We start from the raw sequence: 18,004 nt of genomic DNA, 5'->3' as shown, positions 1-18,004 counted from the left end.
ACCATGAAAAAAGTTTATCTAACGATATTAGTCTTGCTTGCTGCTTTACCTACTTTTTCGCAGCAACTCCCGCAATTCACGCAGTATATGTATAATACCATTTCCATTAACCCTGCCTATGCAGGGAGCAGGGACGGATTTTCTATAGCCCTGTTAAACCGGAACCAATGGGCTGGTGTGGAAGGTGCTCCTGTTACCCAAACCTTATCTATTAATTCGCCCCTGGAAAATGACAAAATAGGCTTAGGACTCTCTGTACTCAATGATAAAATTGGAGACGAAAATACCACCTATGTCTATGGGGATTTTTCCTATAGGGTAGACCTGAGCCAGGCGGTTTCTCTTAGAATGGGTTTAAAGGCGGGAGCTTATTACTACGGCCTGGATGACCCCACAGGAGGAGAAGATCCATTTTTCCGCGATAACTTTAACCGTTGGACTCCTAATTTTGGTGTAGGTTTTTATTTATCTGCCCAGGACTGGTACGTTGGCCTTTCAGCTCCAAAACTTATCACTAAAGATAATAACCAGCTGGAGGAATTCCGAGCGCTGGAACAGGTTCATTATTATCTTACCGGAGGTTACGTTTTTGACATCAGTGATAATATGAAATTCAGGCCTACAGCACTGGCTAAAATGACTAAAGGCGCCCCCCTTTCCGTAGATCTATCGGCTACTGCAATCTTTAACGAAAAGTTTTACCTTGGTGCCAATTATAGAATAGACGATGCTATTGGCGCATTTCTGGACGTAGAGATTTTTAATGGTTTCAGGGCAGGTTACGCCTATGAATATTCAATTTCTGATATTCAGCCGTACACTTCGGGGTCGCACGAATTTCTTCTGATCTACGAATTCAGGTTCCGTAACACACGATATAAATCACCTAGATTTTTCTAATATAAACAAGGTTTATGATGAAAAAATACCACTATCTCATACTGCTGCTATTAATCTGTTCTTTTTCGGGTCACGCCCAGTACGGAAAACAGAAAAGAGCCGATAAACTTTTTAATAACCTGGCTTATCTTGAAGCCACTAATCTTTTTAAAGAACTTATCGCCAACAATTATAACTTCAAGGAAAACAGCCTGAAGCTTGGAGACGCCTATATGAAACTAAGGAGCCCTGAAAATGCTGTTTATTATTACGGCGATGTGATAGACAGCAGCGGCATTTCTTCGGAATATTATTATAAATATGCCCAGGCCTTGAGAGGAACAAAAAGATACCAGGAATCCCGGGAGTGGTTAAAAAAATACATTGAAACGGGGGCAAATTCGGTTAGTGCCGAAGAAACCCTGGAGAAAGATGAATATGAACCAAAAACAACTTATAAGATCAGAAAAGCAGATTTCAATTCCGAAATGAGTGATTTTGGCGCTTTTGAAAAAGATGGGACTGTGTACTTTGTTTCGGCAAGAGCAGAGGGTGTAGCAGAAAAAGACCGGATTTATTCCTGGAACGGCGAACCTTTCCTGGATGTTTATCAGCTGGATACGGTTACCATGGTAATTTCCCCAATTTCAGGAGAAATAAACACGAAGCTGCATGACGGGCCACTGGTAATTTCCCCGGACGGCAAAACAGTTTATTTCAACAGAAATAACTACATGGGAAATAAAGAAGGCAAGCGGGATAAAAAAGCTACCAATAATCTAAAGATTTATAAAGCTTCTTTAGAAGGCAACGAGTGGACTGATGTTGAAGAATTGCCTTTTAATGACAATTCTTATTCGGTAGGTCATCCAGCCTTGTCTGCAGATGGAAAAACCCTTTATTTTACTTCAGACATGCCGGGAGGAATTGGAGGAAGCGATCTGTATAAAGTAAGTATTAATGCAGATGGCACTTATGGAACTCCACAAAACCTGGGAGAGAAAATTAATACCCCGCGGGAAGAAGCTTTTGCTTTTGTGGATAAAGACAGTACGCTCTACTTCTCCTCTACCGGCCACGGCGGTTTAGGCTTGATGGACATCTTCAAGATAGACCTTAAAAAAGAAAATTCCGAACCGGAAAATCTTGGAGAACCTGTGAACAGCAATCTCGATGATTTTGCTTTCTTTAAAATCGCTGATTCCAACAAAGGTTATATCTCTTCAAACCGGGAGGGAAAGAGTGATAATATTTACAGTTTTAATCAGCTGAACCCGCTTATTTTAAAAGGAACTGTAACAGATGCTGTAAATGATAAGCCTATTGCCGGCGCCACGGTAAGAGTAATGGACAATGAAAATATCCAGCTTGCCTTTCTTGAAACAGACGAAGATGGAAACTTTAGCGCCCCAGTAGCGCGCGATGCTCAATTTCCTATAGAAGCCAAGGAAATAAAGTACCAGACTTTTACAGGCATTGTAAATACTCATAATACAGATGAAAAAGATACCCTTGTATATAATATCCAGCTACAGCCGGTAAAAGATCCCGAATATTTAGCTGAAATTGATACCATCTACTTTGATTTTGACAAGTACAACATCAGGCCAGATGCAGCAAGGGAACTGGATAAACTGGTAAAGCTTATGACTGAAGAATATCCTGAAATGGTAATTGCCATAGGTGCCCATACCGATAAAAGAGGAACCAACGCTTATAATGATGTATTGGCAGAAAGACGTGCCAAATCCACCTACGATTATCTAATTGCCCATGGCATAAGTAAAGACCGCATAGAATCTTATGAGGGATACGGGGAGAATCAACCTGCAATAGAATGCGACCGTTGTACCCGCGAGCAGCACCAGCTAAACCGCAGGGCCCTTTTTGAAGTGGTTCGTATGGGAGATTAAAAGTTAACTAATCAATCTATCTTGATTGGGGTCCGGAAGCAATTCCGGGCCTTTTTTATTTACTGAAATATATTAGAAGATAAATCAGAAAGAGTAATGTAGCCAGGCTTAAGCCGGTAATTTTTGTATTTCCTTATTATAGAAATTTTTCATCCGTATAAAAGCTAGCTTTTATTCCTATCCCAATATGAGATATAAATACATCATTGAGCAGGCAAAAAAATAAAATCCATTAGCTCCTCCCCTTTTAAAGGAAGGTTTCTGTATCAGCCTTGGCTGATGCAGACGGAAGGGTTACCCGACTTTCAGCAGTTGAAATAATAAGAATAGTACCAATAAATTATTCCAATAACTATTAAAGAGAAAAAGGCTGCCTTTCCAGACAACCTCTCTCAATTAAAAATGAAAATCTAGTTTATTTTGTAAGAAAGATATTTGTAAAATATAGCTTTCCTTCACTATCCTCTTTCACGGAGATTCCAAAATGAGTGTGGTTTCCTACAATATTTTTTCGGTGTCCTTCGCTCTTTATCCAGGCTTTTACCACAGCATCTGCGGTGCTATAACCATAAGCCACATTTTCGCTAACTTCAATTGCACCTGCTTCCTGCACTAATTCGCTATACCTGGCGGGGAAATTGTCATGGCTTATCTCTCCTTTTGCAATCATATAATTGGTATGATCTTCAGCCTGAACAGAAGCAGCTGCGATGGTTTTAAGTTGAGGAAGGCTCAACTCATCCCTATAAATATTTACGCGGTCCAATATTTCCAGTTCAATTTCAGTATAAGTATAGGAAGATTTTGTTTCGGCTACCTGATCGTAAACTTTCACTTCCTCATCAATGCTTTCTTTGCTGCAGGATACTATAGAAATAGTACATAAAATCAGCATCAAAAGACGTGTACTGCCTTTTAACATAAGTAGGTTATTAAGATTGGGACCGTTAAAGTACGTAAAAAATCGACAAAAGACATCGTGTAAAGATGTTGTTCATCGATTTATGAATAAATTTAACTTTAATTGTAGTCTTAATCCTACATTACGAAATTAGAAGGAGCTCTCTATGGTAGAATAGAGGCAATTATTGGTAGAATTGGGTTATTCAAAGACAAAAACCTTTCCATCGTCAGAAAGTTCTGTATCAGGAAAAATTTCAACAGCCTCCTCCTTAAATAGGTTAATGTTGGCATACCTGGTGGAATAATGTCCTAACAGCAGTTTTCCCACTCCTGCTTTTTTTGCAATGCTCGCAGCCTGCTTTGCTGTAGAATGTTTGGTAGGTGCGGCCAGTTCTATTTTGTCTTCAAGAAAAGTAGCTTCATGGTAAAGGACGTTGGTATTTTTAATTTGGGGAATAATATCCGGACTGTACATCGTATCACTGCAATATGCATAGCTTTTAGGAGCTGGCGGCGCTGCGGTGACTAATTTGTTTGAAATTAATTCCCCAGTTTCAGATGTTACATCTTTGCCCTTTTTTAAGCTTTTATAAAGGCTTACATCTATTTTATATTTTACTGCTTTATCTATAAGCAGCTTGCGATCCCCGGGTTTTTCTTTAAAAAGAAAACCATTAGTATAAATACGATGGTTGAGCGGAATAGTTTCCACAGTTATCCTGTCATCTTCATAGATCATTTGAGGTGATTTACTTTCCAGTTCATGGAAATAGAGGGCATAATTGGTCCAGGAATTAGATAATTTTAATTGCAGTGTTATAATTTCCTTTATTCCTTTTGGCCCATAAATATGAAGGTCTGCTTCCCTGTTAAGCAGCCGGAAAGTGGAAATAAGCCCCACAAGACCAAAGCAATGGTCACCGTGAAGATGAGAGATAAAAATATGTTGGATTTTTGAGAATTTAATCTTGTTTCTCCTGAGTTCCACCTGGGTGCCTTCAGCACAATCAATAAGAAAAAGGTGGTTTTTTATTTCCAGGACCTGGGAAGTAGGATTTGTAAAGGATCTTGGGGTGGCTGCGTAACAGCCCAAAATGGTAAGCTTCATGAATAGAGAACGTTTAGCTGCTGGTTAAAAATTTTAAAATCCGAGATCCCGCTCTATCTCTTCCATTTGTATAATATCTTCTGCTTCCTGCAGGGTGGGGGCAATAATAAGTTCATCGGGAATTTTATCGGCATGTAGTGCACTATTTACAATAACAAAAGATTTCTTATGCTCCCGGTGAATATTGGATAATTCCAGGAAACCAAGCAGGTCTTCTATTTCCAGTTGTTCATATTTCTTGAGGTCTACAATAATATTTTTATCCTCAAAACTTTCATGCTTTTTGGTAAGTACAGAAGCAAATTCGGTAAGAGAGCCAATATTATTTTCTATAAGCACATAATTGGACTTATCTGTAGTTTTCATAATTTTTCTTTTTCTACAATAAAGTTAACAAAGAAGAAGGAAAAGTTTTAGGGATTACTGCTTTATTTTAGAAGCCAGGAGATAGATAACTGCCATTCTCACGGCAACCCCGTTTTGAACCTGGTCCAAAATAATCGCCTGGTCAGAATCGGCCACATCACTGGTGATTTCCACTCCCCTGTTAATTGGCCCTGGATGCATTATTACAATTTTCTTTTCAAGACGCTCCAGCATTTTTCTATTAAGGCCGAACTGCTGTGTATATTCCCGGGTGCTTGGAAAATAGCTAATCTCCATACGTTCATTTTGTACCCTTAACATATTGGCTACATCACACCATTCCAAAGCCTGCTGAAGATTGGTCTCCACTTCTACCCCCAAAGACTCTATATGTTTTGGAATTAATGTTTTAGGCCCACAAACCTTAACTTTTGCTCCCTGAAGCCTTAAGGCGAAAATATTAGAGAGTGCCACCCTACTATGGAGAATATCACCAACAATTACTACATTTTTACCTTTTACACCTCCCAGTTTTTCCCTTATAGAATAGGAATCCAGTAACGCCTGGGTGGGATGTTCATGCGCCCCGTCTCCGGCATTAATAATACTTGCCCGCACATGCCGGGAAAGAAAAATTCCCGCTCCGGGATTAGGATGCCGCATCACCACCATATCTACTTTCATAGAAAGGATATTATTAACCGTATCTATAAGCGTTTCCCCTTTTTTTACTGAAGAAGAGGCCGCTGAAAAATTGATGACATCTGCGCTTAGCCGCTTTTCAGCCAGTTCAAAAGAAAGTCGGGTTCTTGTACTGTTTTCAAAAAACAAATTGGCAATAGTAATATCCCGCAGGGAGGGCACCTTTTTTATTGGCCGGTTGATCACTTCTTTAAAATGATCGGCAGTTTTAAAAATAAGTTCAATATCTTCCTTATTGAGATATTTAATACCCAAAAGGTGATCTACACTTAATTCGCTGCTCATTTTAATTTATTTTGAAATCAGGTAAACTACGTCTTCTCCCTCATTTTCCTTCCAGTTCACCTTTACTTTTTCTTCATTAATAGCATCAACCTGTCTCCCGTTATAATCTGGCTGGATAGGTAAATGCCGGCTAAACCTCCTGTCTATAAGTGTTAACAATTCAATTTCCCTTGGCCTTCCAAAGGATTGAATGGCAGTTAAGGCACTGCGTACACTTCTTCCGGTATACAAAACATCATCAATAAACACCACCCGCATGTCTTCCACCACAAAATCTATCCTGGTTTTATTAGCTTCAAGAGGCTTGTCACTTCTTCTGAAATCGTCTCGGTAAAAGGTAATATCCAGCTGGCCGGATTTAATATCTGCAATGCCATACTCCTCCTTTAAAATTTGTTCAATCCTGGCCGCAAGAAACACGCCACGAGGCTGAATTCCTATAAGGATGCTTTCTTTAAAATCTGTATGAGTTTCTACAAGCTGGCAGGCCAAACGATGTAATATGATGTCTATTTCTTTTGAATTCAATAAGATTTTCTGACTCATATTTGTCTTTAAGAATCTGGTAATTGAAACAAAAATAAGATTTTTTTCTGCTGCATTGCACAGCAATGCCTATAAATTCCAAAAGCCTTGTGCTATTCCTCAGATTTATTATTTTTACGCCTGAATAAGATTCCCCAATCTCATGTCTATACCTACTCAACAGCGCCAGGAAAACTCTGCCGCAAACCTGAAAAAAGAAGTCTTAGAGCTCCTGCGCAAGGATGCCTCCATCTTTGATTTCTCCCAAAACGAAGCCAGGGATGGAATGATTTTAATAGATCCAGATGATTTCACGAATCTCTGGATCAATCCAAAATTAGCTTCAGGCCTTGGTTTTCCGGAAAACGAACCTGTTCCTATAAACTGGAAAAAAATTATCTTCCCGGAAGATCTTCAAAAACTTCAGGATCATTTCGGTCACACCAAAAAACTTTTCACCGGCTTAATACGCTTTCAGCATAGCACAGGATATACCGTTTGGTTTCAAAGTAGCTTTTTATGGATGCAGAAGAAAAATTCAGAAAAAAGCTGGATTATGGGTGGGTTTATTGATGTTACCAAATTTAAAAAGCCGGAACTGCCATTAATCCAAACCCTGAAACGTTATGAACATATTATAGAAGGCACCAATATTGGTACCTGGGAATGGAATGTGCAAACCGGAGAAACCATTTTTAATGAAAAGTGGGCGAATATCCTGGGTTATACTTTAGAAGAAATTCGCCCTACTTCCCCAGCCACCTGGAAACGCTTTGCGCATCCGGAAGACGCGGAAAAATGTGATGCCCTGCTACGGGAACATTTTGCCGGCAATTCTGAAATTTATCAAAGTGAGGCGCGTATGCGTAGCAAAGATGGTAAATGGATTTGGGTACTGGACAAAGGAAAAGTGGTGAGTTGGACGGCAGATGGAAAACCGGAATGGATGACCGGTTTCCACGAAGAAATTACCCAGAGAAAAAAAGAACTGGAGAGAAACCGCCTGTTTATAGAACAAGCCCCCAGTGCAATAGCTATGTTTGATAATAATATGAATTATATCGCAGCTTCACGAAGGTGGTTTAAAGATTATAATATCCAGGAAGAAGATATTATAGGAAAAAATCATTACGACATCTTTCCTAATATTTCTGAAGAGTGGAAACAGGTGCATCAGGATTGTCTTAAAGGGGAGGTAATAAGAAGCGATGAAGATTCTTATATCACGTTAACCGGAAACAGGCACTGGTTAAGTTGGGAGGTAAGCCCATGGTACAATGACGCCGGAGAAATTGGGGGCCTTTTGATGCATACCGAAGATACCACCAGACTTAAAAATATAGAAAAAGAAAATCATGAAAGGCAGGTCTTGCTGGGAACTATTCTGGATAGTATAAATGTAGGTATTGTATCGTGTGATAAGGACGGGAAGCTTACCATGTTTAACCGGGCTACGCGGGAATGGCACGGGCTTCCCGTAAAAAATATTCCCCCTTCAGAATATGCGAATTACTATGGACTCTATAATGCAGACGGTAGCAGGCGATTAAATAAGGATGAAATCCCGTTGTTAAAAGTAATACAGAACGGGAGAATAGAAAACGAAGAAATCCTTATCAAGCCACATAACGGTGATGCTAAAATTGTAACAGTAAATGGTTCGCAAATCACAGATAATGAAGGCAATCTTCTTGGCGCAGTGGTTGCTATGCATGACATTACTTCCAGAAAAAATACAGAAGAACAACTTAGAATAAGTGAAGAAGCCTTCCGTGGAAACTTTGAAAATGCCGCGGTGGGAATGGCAATACTTGATCCAAAGGGCAAATGGCTGGAAGTAAATAAAAGCCTATGCAATATCATAGGATATTCCAGAGAGGAACTAAAACTATTATCCTTCCAGGACATCACTCATCCCGATGATCTTGATGCAGACTTACAATTATTACAGGAACTAGTAGCCGGGAAACGAAGGTATTACCATATGGAAAAACGCTATTTCCATAAAAAAGGCAATTTAGTTTACATAATTCTTTCTGTTTCCCTGGTAAGGGATAAAAACGGCTTACCGCTCTATTTTATTTCACAAATAACAGATGTAACCGGAAGAAAGATCGCTGAGAGAAGGCTAAAAGAAGCTGTTGCGCAACTCAAGGGAATTTTAGAGGCCAGTACACAGGTAAGTATTATTAGTACAAACACCAGCGGAATTATTACTAATTTTAATAAAGGTGCTGAAAACCTGTTGGGCTATGGCCGGGAAGAGCTGGAAGGCAAAGCCTCTGCTCTTCTTCTCCATTCACCTAAAGAGCTAAAACAACGAAAAAAAGCCATAAAAAAAGCTACCGCTCTCCAAATAGATGGTTTTGATATTCTTACATTAAATGCAGAAAAAGAAGCGCATGATACAAGGGAATGGACCTATGTAAGAAAAGATGGCAGCCGTTTTCCTGTCCAGCTTACCATGACGGCCATTAAAAGCAGGCAGAAAATCATTGGGTATTTAGGAGTGGCTGCAGACATTAGCAAAATAAAAAAGGTTGAAAAAGAAATGAAGTCCCTGCTGGATGTAACCCAGGAACAAAATCAGCGCCTGAAGAATTTTGCCCATATCGTTTCCCATAACCTCAGGTCTCATTCCGGAAATTTTGGAATGTTACTGGATCTTTATATCCAGGATCACCCTGAAGCAGGTGAAAATGAAATTATGAAAATGCTGGGAACCGCTTCAGAAAATCTTAAAGAGACCGTGGCTCATTTAAATGAAGTGGTTTTAATGAATACCAGGATTAATGAAAACCTTGTTCCCATTAATCTTTATGAGGCTGTGGAAAAGACCTGCAAGAGTGTTTCTGCTCTTGCCAAAAAGGTAAATCTAAAAATAAGAAACCAGGTAAAACAGGAATTTGATGTTTTAGGAATCCCTGCGTATCTAGAAAGTATCCTGCTCAATTTTATTACCAATGGTATCAAGTACAGAGCCGATGAAAGGGAAAGTTTTGTAACTTTAAGTGCAAGGAAGGAAAAAAAATATACCGTTTTAAAAATTGAGGACAATGGTTTGGGAATAGACCTTAAAATGCATGGAAGCAAGCTCTTTGGAATGTATAAAACTTTTCATCAGCATAAAGAAGCAAGAGGTATTGGGCTATTTATAACCAAAAACCAGATTGAAGCCATTGGCGGTAAGATTAAAGTAGAAAGTGAAGTAAATAAAGGTACCACATTTTATATATCCCTCAAGCATGAGAAAAATTGATATTGCCTGTATTATAGATGATGATCCTATTTTTGTCTTTGGAGCAAAGAAGATCATGAAATTTGGAAATTTCTGCAACAGTTTTATGGTCTTTCATAATGGTGAGGAAGCTTTAAATAACCTAAGGCCTATTATTTTATCCAACTCCAGGGTACCCGATATCATTCTGCTGGATCTGAACATGCCGGTGATGGATGGATGGCAATTTTTAGATGAATTCATAAAAATTCCTTCCCAGAAAGAAATCTTAATCTATATTGTTACTTCCTCAATAGATCCAGAAGATGTGGAACGGGCAAAATCTTACGGGCATATCAATAATTATCTGGTAAAACCAATCTCTATTGAAGAGCTTCAAAAAATTTTAAACGAATAGCAGGAGCATTTCCTGTAACGCCATTCCTTCTCCTTCACTAGAAATAGAAATGAGAAATCAACTTCTGGAAAAAATAATCTTACAGGGATTCAGTTTTGCATAAAAAAAGAGGCTGCCCTTGCGAACAGCCTTTTCATCAATTTTTCTCGATGCACAACTGGCTACAACTTCTTTGCGTTTTTCACTTTTTGCCTGGTAATGGCAATATCTATTACCTCGCTCATCTCGTTTACATAATGAAATTTAAGGCCTTTTAAATATTCTTCTTTTATTTCCTTAATATCCCGTTCATTCTCCTTACAAAGAATAAGTTCTTTAATTCTTGCTCTTTTAGCAGCCAGTATCTTTTCTTTTATCCCTCCTACAGGAAGTACTTTGCCACGAAGGGTAATTTCCCCCGTCATAGCGATACTTTTTTTAACTTTTCTTTGAGTAAAAAGAGAAACTAAAGAGGTTAACATGGTTATTCCAGCACTGGGGCCATCTTTTGGCGTTGCACCTTCCGGCACGTGAATATGCACATTATACTGTTCAAAGATGGAAGGAATAATGCCCAGTTGTTCTGCATTGGCTTTAATATATTCCATGGCGATAGTAGCCGATTCCTTCATTACTTTTCCCAGGTTACCGGTAATATTTAAATTACCTTTTCCTTTGGAAAGTATAGATTCAATAAAAAGGATGTCTCCTCCTACCTGGGTCCAGGCAAGACCTGTAACCACTCCTGCAACTTCATTATTTTCATATTTATCACGTTCCAGCTTGGGACTTCCCAAAACTTCCACAATATCTTCCTGGGTTACTTTCTTGTTATATTCTTCTTCCATGGCGATGCTCTTTGCAGCATAACGCACCATCTTGGCGATCTGTTTTTCCAGGCCGCGCACCCCAGATTCACGGGTGTAACCTTCAACGATTTTCTCCAGCTCAGATTTGCCAATTTTAATGTCTTCCTTGGTCATTCCATGTTCTTCCAGCTGCTTGGGCAGCAGGTGGCGTTTGGCAATTTCCACCTTCTCCTCTATGGTATAACCCGTTACGTTGATGATTTCCATACGGTCCCGCAATGCAGGCTGAATGGTTTGGAGGGTATTGCTGGTAGCAATAAACATCACTTTAGAAAGGTCAAAACCCATTTCCAGGAAGTTATCATGAAAATCACTGTTTTGCTCAGGGTCTAAAACTTCAAGCAATGCTGAAGAAGGATCCCCGGCATTCCCTATGCTTAATTTATCAATTTCATCCAGAACAAACACAGGATTACTAGTTCCCGCTTTTTTAAGGCTCTGAATAATTCTTCCCGGCATAGCGCCAATATAGGTTTTTCGGTGTCCCCTTATTTCAGCTTCGTCTCTTAACCCGCCAAGGGAAATTCTCACGTATTCCCGCCCAAGGGCTTCGGCAATAGATTTCCCTAAAGAAGTTTTACCTACACCCGGAGGGCCATATAGACATAATATTGGTGATTTCATATCATTTCGCAGTTTTAGCACCGCCAGATATTCAATAATCCTACGCTTTACGTCATCAAGCCCGTAATGGTCACGATCCAGTATTTTCTTGGCTCTTTTTAAATCGAATTTATCTTCACTAAATTCATTCCACGGCAAATCCAGGTAAAGGTCTAAATAATTCCTTTGGATAGAATATTCTGCCACCTGGGGATTCATGCGCTGCATCTTGGAAAGTTCCTTTTCAAAATGATTTTGTACATCTTCGTTCCAGTTCTTTTCCTTGGCACGCATCCGCATTTCCTCTATTTCATCTTCATGGGAAACACCACCCAGTTCTTCCTGAATGGTTTTCATTTGCTGATGAAGAAAATATTCACGCTGCTGCTGGCTCATATCACTCTGCACCTTACTCTGAATGTCATTTTTGAGTTCCAGTTTCTGAAATTCCACATTCATGTAGCGTAAAGTAGCCAGAGCGCGTTCTTTAAGATCATTGGTTTCCAACAATTTCTGCTTTTCCTCTACAGAAAGGTTCATGTTGGAAGAAACAAAGTTGATAAGAAAAGAAGAACTTTCAATGTTTTTGATAGCAAAAGAAGCTTCTGAAGGAATATTAGGGCTGCCTTTTACAATTTGAAGGGCAAGTTCTTTTATAGATTCCGTAATAGCAGAAAATTCTTCATTGTCCTTAGCAGGCCTCGCTTCAGGCACTTCTTCAATACTGGCTTTTAGATAAGGCTCTTCACTTACTATTTCAGAAATTTTAAAACGCTTTTTTCCCTGGATGATCACGGTGGTATTTCCGTCGGGCATTTTTAATACCCTTAGAATCCTGGCCACCACTCCTATGCGGTTAATATCCTTTACAGAAGGATTTTCAACTTCTTCATCTTTTTGGGAAACCACGCCAATTATCTTATTGCCGTTGTTAGCTTCATTAATTAATTTAATGGAAGTATCCCTTCCTGCAGTAATGGGAATCACCACGCCCGGAAACAAAACGGTATTCCTTAAAGGCAAAATTGGCAAAGATTCAGGAAGATCTTCCCTGTTTATTTCTTCTTCATCTTCAGGAGTCATTAGAGGGATTAGCTCTGCATCTTCATCTATACCTTGAAATGACAAACTGTCAATATTCGTAAATTTTGTTTTAGCCATAGTTATATTTAGGTCAAACTGTCACTGCAGTTTGTATTTTTATATCAGGTTAATTCTCCCTAAGTCCTCTAAAAATAGGGCTTTTAGACCAGGGCACATTACATCTGTTACTTTTATTCAATTCTTATGCCATGCTTTTCTGCAAATAAATTTTCTCAAAAGTGTAACAATCTAAAATGGACGGTATCTTTATAAATAGATAACAAGAGTTTTTGACACCAACCATCGCACATATTAATGATCTTGTTGCGGAATGCCGTAAAGGAAACCATCGGGCCCAGATGGAACTTTATGACCGCTATTATAAAGCCATGTATAATACGGCGCTGCGAATTGTAAAACATTCTGCTGAAGCCGAAGATATCATGCAGGAGGCTTTTTTAAATGCCTTTACCAAAATTGACACTTTTAAAGGAGATTCCACTTTTGGAGCCTGGTTAAAAAGAATTGTAGTGAATAAATGCGTGAACGCCTATAACAAGAAAGTGAAATACCAGGAAGTAACTTATAATGATGAACTTAAAAATGAAATTGATGATTCAGACGGTTACATTATAAATGAAGAACATACCAGCGAAAAAGTAAAATTGCTGCTGGCGAAGCTAAACTCGCTGAAAGAAAATTACAGGATGTGCCTTACGCTTCATTTAATTGAAGGTTATGACTATGATGAGATTTGTGAAATAATGAATATTACTTATGCCAATTGCAGAACCACTATCTCACGTGCTAAAGAAAGCCTTCGCAAAAAATTGACAAATGATGAAGAATGATAATTTAAAGGAAATATTCAAAGAACTCAACTTTGACTTCCACGAACCTGAAGAAGGTCACAGAAACCGATTTTTAGAGAAACTCAATTCCTGCACTTCTTCAGCTAAAGGAAAAACAAAAATAAGGGGGCTTTGGGCTCCATTCCTGGGAGTTGCCGCATGCCTGGCCCTGGTACTCTTCCTGGCAGGAAACCTCTTTAATTCCGGTAATCTTGGAAAATCTGGAGATCTGGCAAGTGTTTCCCCTGAGATGAAACAAACACAGGAATTTTATACCGGCCTTATTGAAAATGAGCTGAAAGAAATTAAAGAGATCAATACCCCCGAAACCAATGCGTTGGTAAAAGATGCGCTTAAACAAATGGAGAAACTGGATGCTGAATATGGGAACCTAAAAAAAGACCTGTTGAAAAGCGGGCAGGACAACAGGGTAATCCATGCCATGATCAACAACTTCCAGCAGCGCATAGACCTGCTCAATAACGTTCTGCTAAAAATTGAAGAAATTAAATCAATCAAAAATCAAAATCATGAAAACAACATACTTTAAACTGCTATTTCTGGCCGCTTTAATTCCCGGCCTTGCCTATTGCAATAATGACTTTACGGGCAAACATACCGAGAAGAAAAAAATCTCAAAGGAATTTAAAGTTTCCGCCACTTCAAATCTCCTCATCGAGAACAGTTACGGAAATGTAGATATTTCTACCTGGGATGAAAATCGTGTGGTAATTGAAGTTTTTATTGAAACCAACGGGAACGACGAAGAAGCCGTGCAAAAGAAATTGGATGAAATTACCGTGGAATTCAGCCAGTCTTCTTCAGGAGTGAGCGCTAAAACCCATTTTTCCAAAGAAAACCAATCCTGGTGGAACCAGTTGTTTGGAGGCAGCAATAATGTTAACATGCAGGTGAATTATGTGGTAAAAGCTCCTGCGCGTAATAATATAAACATCAGTAACGACTACGGTGGAATTTACCTGGACCGGCTGCTGGGAAATGCAAGAATTTCCTGTGACTATGGTAAAATTGATATTGGGGAATTAAGAGGAAATTCCAATAATCTTAATTTCGACTACACCCGTAACAGCCATATTGGCTTTGTGAAGAATGCTGAAATAAATGCCGATTATTCAGATTACATAATAGAAGAAGCTGAAAAACTGAATATTAATGCCGATTATACCAGCTCTGAAATCTTAAAAGTTGAAGATGCCAGTTTTAATTGTGATTACGGGAGCATTAAAATTGAAAAAGTTAGAAAGCTCTACGGAAATGGGGATTACTTAACCACTAAAATTGGCCGTGTTTTCACCTCTGTGGTCCTGGACCTGGATTATGGTTCTGCCTCCATAGAAAAACTTGTAAAGGGAATGAAAGAAGTAAAGATTGAAAGTGACTACACCGGGATTAAAATTGGCTATGATGAAACACAAGCATTTAGCTTTGAAATTAACACTTCTTATGGCAATGTAAACGGTGTTGACGACTTTGAAATCAATAAGAGACATGAATCTGGCAGCAAAAAAACATACCAGGGATACCACCTGTCTGCCAACAGTGGAAATACTGTGAACATTAGTACAAGCTATGGAAGTGTCTCTTTTAAAAAACAGTAACTACATACAAATCATCAATCAATACGAAAATTATGAAAAATTCAATTTTAATTTTAGCAGCCATTCTTTTTGGTTTTACATCGGTAAACGCACAATGGTGGGGCAATGAAAAAGTGAAAGGAAACGGAAAAATGGTCACTGAAGAGCGTTCTACTTCAAATTATGATGAAGTACAACTGGTAGGTTCTATGGATGTGGAACTCATTAGCGGCAGCGAAGGCAGGCTTAAAGTGGAAGCGGAAAGCAATCTGCAGGAATATATTCTTACTGAAGTAGAAGGAGGAAAATTAAAAATTTCAGTAAAAAAAGGAGTGGAACTTCGTCCCTCCGGGAACAATGAAATTAAAATCACTGTTCCTTTTGAAGAACTGGAAGAAGTTTCAGTAACAGGATCTGGAGATTTGTGGAATTCAGATAAAATAACCGCTTCAGAATTTGCCGCTTTTCTAACCGGTTCTGGCGACCTTAATCTTCACCTGGATGTACAGGATTTAAAAGGCAGCATCACCGGTTCAGGAGATATTGTAATGGAAGGAACAGCAGGGCATTTTGAGTGCAAGGTGACCGGATCGGGCGATTTTGAAGCTTTTAACTTAAAAGCCAATACTGTTGAAGCCACTGTCTCCGGCTCCGGAGACCTTATGGTTTATGCTTCAGAAAAATTAACTGCAAGAGTTTCAGGCTCCGGAGATATTACCTACAAAGGAAAGCCGGCTAAAGAAGATTTTAAGGTTTCCGGTTCGGGAAGTGTTTCTTCAAACTAAGTAACGAAAATTAGCAATTATTGAACCTCGCTTTAAACGGCGGGGTTTTTTGTTTCTGATTTTCAGCAGAAAAAATCTTCTCTTATTATGCATGCCCTTTTAAGCAGAGAATACTCCAGCTATATAATTACAAGTTCTAAACTATTTATTTCAATTCAATTTCTTTCTTCGGGACCCTTAATAATAAAATTACTCCGGCGATAAAGAATATTACCAGGAATAAAATAGAATTTCGTACACTGCCGGTAATTTGAGCTACTATTCCGTAGAGAAACATTCCTATCACAATTCCTATCTTTTCAGAAACATCATAAAAGCTGAAATAACTAGCGGTATCTATGGCATTTTCAGGTAACATTTTAGAATAGGTAGAGCGCGAGAGGGATTGAATGCCTCCCATTACCAATCCTACCGAAGCAGCCGCGAAATAAAATTGTACAGGAGAAACAATGTAGTAGGCATAACCACAAATCGCTATCCACACAAGGTTAATATAGATAAGGGTTTTAATATTCCCAATTTTAATTGCCAGGCGAGAAGTTAATGTAGCCCCGGCCACAGCCACCAGCTGGATAAGCAAAATACTTACAATTAAGCCTGTGGTGGCGTCCTGTGTTCCCCAATCCAGTTCTTCGATCCCAAAGTAAGTGGCGATAAGCATGATGGTTTGCACTGCCATACTGTACACAAAAAAAGCAATGAGATAGCGGTATAGCTGTGTATTATGTTTTAAGGATTGCCAGATTTTTTTAAGTTCTTTAAAGCCGTTAAAGAGTACATTCCTCGTAAGCGGTGCTTTTTTATTGCCTTTTGGGAGATAATAATAGGTGTACTGGCTAAAGCCAATCCACCAAATCCCGGTAAGTACAAAAGAAAACCGGGTGGGAAATGCTTCACTTTCAAAACCAAACCATTCATATTTGAGAATCATAATAAGGCAAACCAGTAATAAAAGAACACTGCCAATATAGCCCATGGAAAAACCTTTTGCACTTATTTTATCCTGCTGATTGGGATAAGCAATATCCGGAAGATAAGAATTGTAAAATACCAAACTTGCCCAAAAGCCAATAAGCGCTAGAAAATATGACAATAATCCAAACCAGAGATAATCCAGGTTAAACCAGAATAAAGCGATACAGGAGCAGGCGCCCAGGTAACAGAAAAATTTGAGAAAGCTTTTTTTATTCCCCACGTAGTCTGCAATACCAGAAAGAAAAGGGCTTAAAACAGAAACCATGAGAAATGCAGCCGCAGTCACATAGCTAATAAGACTGTCATTATTAAATTCGAAGCCCAGAAAATTTACCCGGTCACTGAGGATTTCTCCATTTTCATTTTTAATAATGGTAAGTGCGCCATAAAAAATTGGAAAAATGGCCGAGGAGATTACAAGACTGTAAACAGAATTTGCCCAATCATAAAAAGCCCAGGCATTTAATAATTTCTTACTGCCTTTAGGAAGTTGTTTCATAAACTAAAAATAGAAAAAGCTATCGTTTAAAGTAAGAATCGGCCATCATTATTTAAAATTACCCGGCTTAATTTCTGCTTCCCCTTATATACAATTTCATTTTAATAATAAATACAAGATTTAGCATTGAATGAGAAAATTGTTATTATGGCGTGCCCTTCGGGCCGGGCTATCCGCGTTATCTGCCTTGCCTGCCGGCGCGGCCGGATAACCTGCTGCTATCCCTCACGCGGGGTTTTCAGCATCCTATAAAGCTGTAGATTAAAATTGCCAGTTTCGGCAAAACAGGAGTGTTATAATGTATGGATGGGTTTCAGGGGAGGCATTTTTTTTAGCTTGGTAGGTATTTGGAGGATAGGAACACTTCCTAAAGCCTGTAAACAAAAAAAGCACCTATCTTACGATAAGTGCTTTTCAAAAAATCTACCTGTTGGTAGACAAGCAAG

At 38.9% G+C, this 18,004-nt stretch carries 15 protein-coding genes; 8 read left to right on the top strand and 7 right to left on the bottom strand.

Annotation, left to right across the window (positions count from 1 at the left end; translation table 11 throughout):
• Positions 1-3: 3 nt before the first annotated feature.
• Positions 4-900, top strand: coding sequence for a PorP/SprF family type IX secretion system membrane protein (locus tag AB8M93_RS10045; RefSeq protein WP_373057449.1), 897 nt, complete (start codon positions 4-6; stop codon positions 898-900).
• Positions 901-914: 14 nt separating this feature from the next.
• Positions 915-2,792: an OmpA family protein gene (locus AB8M93_RS10040; protein WP_373057448.1), complete on the top strand. Its 1,878-nt coding sequence runs from the start codon at positions 915-917 to the stop codon at positions 2,790-2,792.
• A 415-nt stretch (positions 2,793-3,207) separates the two neighbouring features.
• On the opposite strand, the gene AB8M93_RS10035 is transcribed toward AB8M93_RS10040, so the two are convergent.
• The 5 genes from AB8M93_RS10035 to pyrR all read right to left on the bottom strand — a co-directional run bounded on the left by AB8M93_RS10035 (position 3,208) and on the right by pyrR (position 6,702).
• Positions 3,208-3,714 (bottom strand): CAP domain-containing protein, encoded by a 507-nt coding sequence (locus AB8M93_RS10035; RefSeq protein WP_373057447.1) that lies wholly within the window; start codon positions 3,712-3,714, stop codon positions 3,208-3,210.
• Positions 3,715-3,894: 180 nt separating this feature from the next.
• Complete coding sequence (locus AB8M93_RS10030; protein ID WP_373057446.1) at positions 3,895-4,803, bottom strand: ribonuclease Z; 909 nt, start codon at positions 4,801-4,803, stop codon at positions 3,895-3,897.
• A 33-nt stretch (positions 4,804-4,836) separates the two neighbouring features.
• Positions 4,837-5,169, bottom strand: a complete 333-nt coding sequence (locus AB8M93_RS10025) for a ribonuclease Z (RefSeq protein WP_373057445.1) — start codon at positions 5,167-5,169, stop codon at positions 4,837-4,839.
• Between the two features lie 54 nt (positions 5,170-5,223).
• Positions 5,224-6,156 (bottom strand): aspartate carbamoyltransferase catalytic subunit, encoded by a 933-nt coding sequence (locus AB8M93_RS10020; RefSeq protein ID WP_373057444.1) that lies wholly within the window; start codon positions 6,154-6,156, stop codon positions 5,224-5,226.
• A 6-nt stretch (positions 6,157-6,162) separates the two neighbouring features.
• Entirely contained in the window at positions 6,163-6,702 is a 540-nt protein-coding gene (pyrR, locus tag AB8M93_RS10015; protein ID WP_373057443.1) for a bifunctional pyr operon transcriptional regulator/uracil phosphoribosyltransferase PyrR, read from the bottom strand.
• Between the two features lie 142 nt (positions 6,703-6,844).
• Between pyrR and AB8M93_RS10010 the strand changes: the two genes are divergently transcribed.
• Positions 6,845-9,940: a PAS domain S-box protein gene (locus tag AB8M93_RS10010; RefSeq protein WP_373057442.1), complete on the top strand. Its 3,096-nt coding sequence runs from the start codon at positions 6,845-6,847 to the stop codon at positions 9,938-9,940.
• Positions 9,927-10,316, top strand: coding sequence for a response regulator (locus AB8M93_RS10005; RefSeq protein WP_373057441.1), 390 nt, complete (start codon positions 9,927-9,929; stop codon positions 10,314-10,316). The genes AB8M93_RS10010 and AB8M93_RS10005 overlap by 14 nt, the downstream gene beginning before the upstream one ends.
• Positions 10,317-10,477: 161 nt before the next feature.
• On the opposite strand, the gene lon is transcribed toward AB8M93_RS10005, so the two are convergent.
• A complete protein-coding gene (gene lon / locus AB8M93_RS10000) occupies positions 10,478-12,928 on the bottom strand; it encodes an endopeptidase La (protein WP_373057440.1) in 2,451 nt (816 codons plus the stop codon).
• A 212-nt stretch (positions 12,929-13,140) separates the two neighbouring features.
• On the opposite strand from lon, the gene AB8M93_RS09995 reads away from it, so the two are divergent.
• Genes AB8M93_RS09995 through AB8M93_RS09980 form a run of 4 tightly spaced genes read left to right on the top strand, consistent with a single transcriptional unit; the run spans position 13,141 to position 16,084 of the window.
• Positions 13,141-13,701, top strand: a complete 561-nt coding sequence (locus tag AB8M93_RS09995) for an RNA polymerase sigma factor (RefSeq protein WP_373057439.1) — start codon at positions 13,141-13,143, stop codon at positions 13,699-13,701.
• Positions 13,688-14,251 carry a DUF4179 domain-containing protein gene (locus tag AB8M93_RS09990; protein ID WP_373057438.1) on the top strand — a complete coding sequence of 188 codons (564 nt, stop codon included), beginning with the start codon at positions 13,688-13,690 and terminating at the stop codon, positions 14,249-14,251. Before AB8M93_RS09995 ends, AB8M93_RS09990 begins: the two co-directional genes overlap by 14 nt.
• Entirely contained in the window at positions 14,232-15,320 is a 1,089-nt protein-coding gene (locus AB8M93_RS09985; protein WP_373057437.1) for a DUF4097 family beta strand repeat-containing protein, read from the top strand. Before AB8M93_RS09990 ends, AB8M93_RS09985 begins: the two co-directional genes overlap by 20 nt.
• A gap of 32 nt (positions 15,321-15,352) precedes the next feature.
• Positions 15,353-16,084: a head GIN domain-containing protein gene (locus AB8M93_RS09980; protein WP_373057436.1), complete on the top strand. Its 732-nt coding sequence runs from the start codon at positions 15,353-15,355 to the stop codon at positions 16,082-16,084.
• 145 nt (positions 16,085-16,229) lie between these two features.
• On the opposite strand, the gene AB8M93_RS09975 is transcribed toward AB8M93_RS09980, so the two are convergent.
• The gene (locus tag AB8M93_RS09975; RefSeq protein ID WP_373057435.1) at positions 16,230-17,558 is read right to left on the bottom strand and encodes an MFS transporter; all 1,329 of its coding nucleotides are present in this window, start codon (positions 17,556-17,558) and stop codon (positions 16,230-16,232) included.
• Positions 17,559-18,004 lie beyond the last annotated feature (446 nt).

The sequence above is a fragment of the Autumnicola aciditolerans genome (assembly GCF_041679265.1).
Lineage (GTDB): Bacteria > Bacteroidota > Bacteroidia > Flavobacteriales > Flavobacteriaceae > Autumnicola.
The sequence above is the reverse complement of the archived record's forward strand: the minus strand, read 5'-3'. Positions and strand labels throughout refer to the sequence as shown.

Excerpts from the sequence above, each read along its gene's own strand:
- lon (WP_373057440.1), bottom strand. The coding sequence starts at position 12,928 with ATGGCTAAAACAAAATTTACGAATATTGACAGTTTGTCATTTCAAGGT.
- pyrR (WP_373057443.1), bottom strand. The coding sequence starts at position 6,702 with ATGAGTCAGAAAATCTTATTGAATTCAAAAGAAATAGACATCATATTA.
- AB8M93_RS10035 (WP_373057447.1), bottom strand. The coding sequence starts at position 3,714 with ATGTTAAAAGGCAGTACACGTCTTTTGATGCTGATTTTATGTACTATT.
- AB8M93_RS10010 (WP_373057442.1), top strand. The coding sequence starts at position 6,845 with ATGTCTATACCTACTCAACAGCGCCAGGAAAACTCTGCCGCAAACCTG.
- AB8M93_RS10045 (WP_373057449.1), top strand. The coding sequence starts at position 4 with ATGAAAAAAGTTTATCTAACGATATTAGTCTTGCTTGCTGCTTTACCT.
- AB8M93_RS10030 (WP_373057446.1), bottom strand. The coding sequence starts at position 4,803 with ATGAAGCTTACCATTTTGGGCTGTTACGCAGCCACCCCAAGATCCTTT.
- AB8M93_RS09985 (WP_373057437.1), top strand. The coding sequence starts at position 14,232 with ATGAAAACAACATACTTTAAACTGCTATTTCTGGCCGCTTTAATTCCC.
- AB8M93_RS09980 (WP_373057436.1), top strand. The coding sequence starts at position 15,353 with ATGAAAAATTCAATTTTAATTTTAGCAGCCATTCTTTTTGGTTTTACA.
- AB8M93_RS10040 (WP_373057448.1), top strand. The coding sequence starts at position 915 with ATGATGAAAAAATACCACTATCTCATACTGCTGCTATTAATCTGTTCT.
- AB8M93_RS10020 (WP_373057444.1), bottom strand. The coding sequence starts at position 6,156 with ATGAGCAGCGAATTAAGTGTAGATCACCTTTTGGGTATTAAATATCTC.
- AB8M93_RS10025 (WP_373057445.1), bottom strand. The coding sequence starts at position 5,169 with ATGAAAACTACAGATAAGTCCAATTATGTGCTTATAGAAAATAATATT.
- AB8M93_RS09990 (WP_373057438.1), top strand. The coding sequence starts at position 13,688 with ATGATGAAGAATGATAATTTAAAGGAAATATTCAAAGAACTCAACTTT.
- AB8M93_RS09975 (WP_373057435.1), bottom strand. The coding sequence starts at position 17,558 with ATGAAACAACTTCCTAAAGGCAGTAAGAAATTATTAAATGCCTGGGCT.
- AB8M93_RS10005 (WP_373057441.1), top strand. The coding sequence starts at position 9,927 with ATGAGAAAAATTGATATTGCCTGTATTATAGATGATGATCCTATTTTT.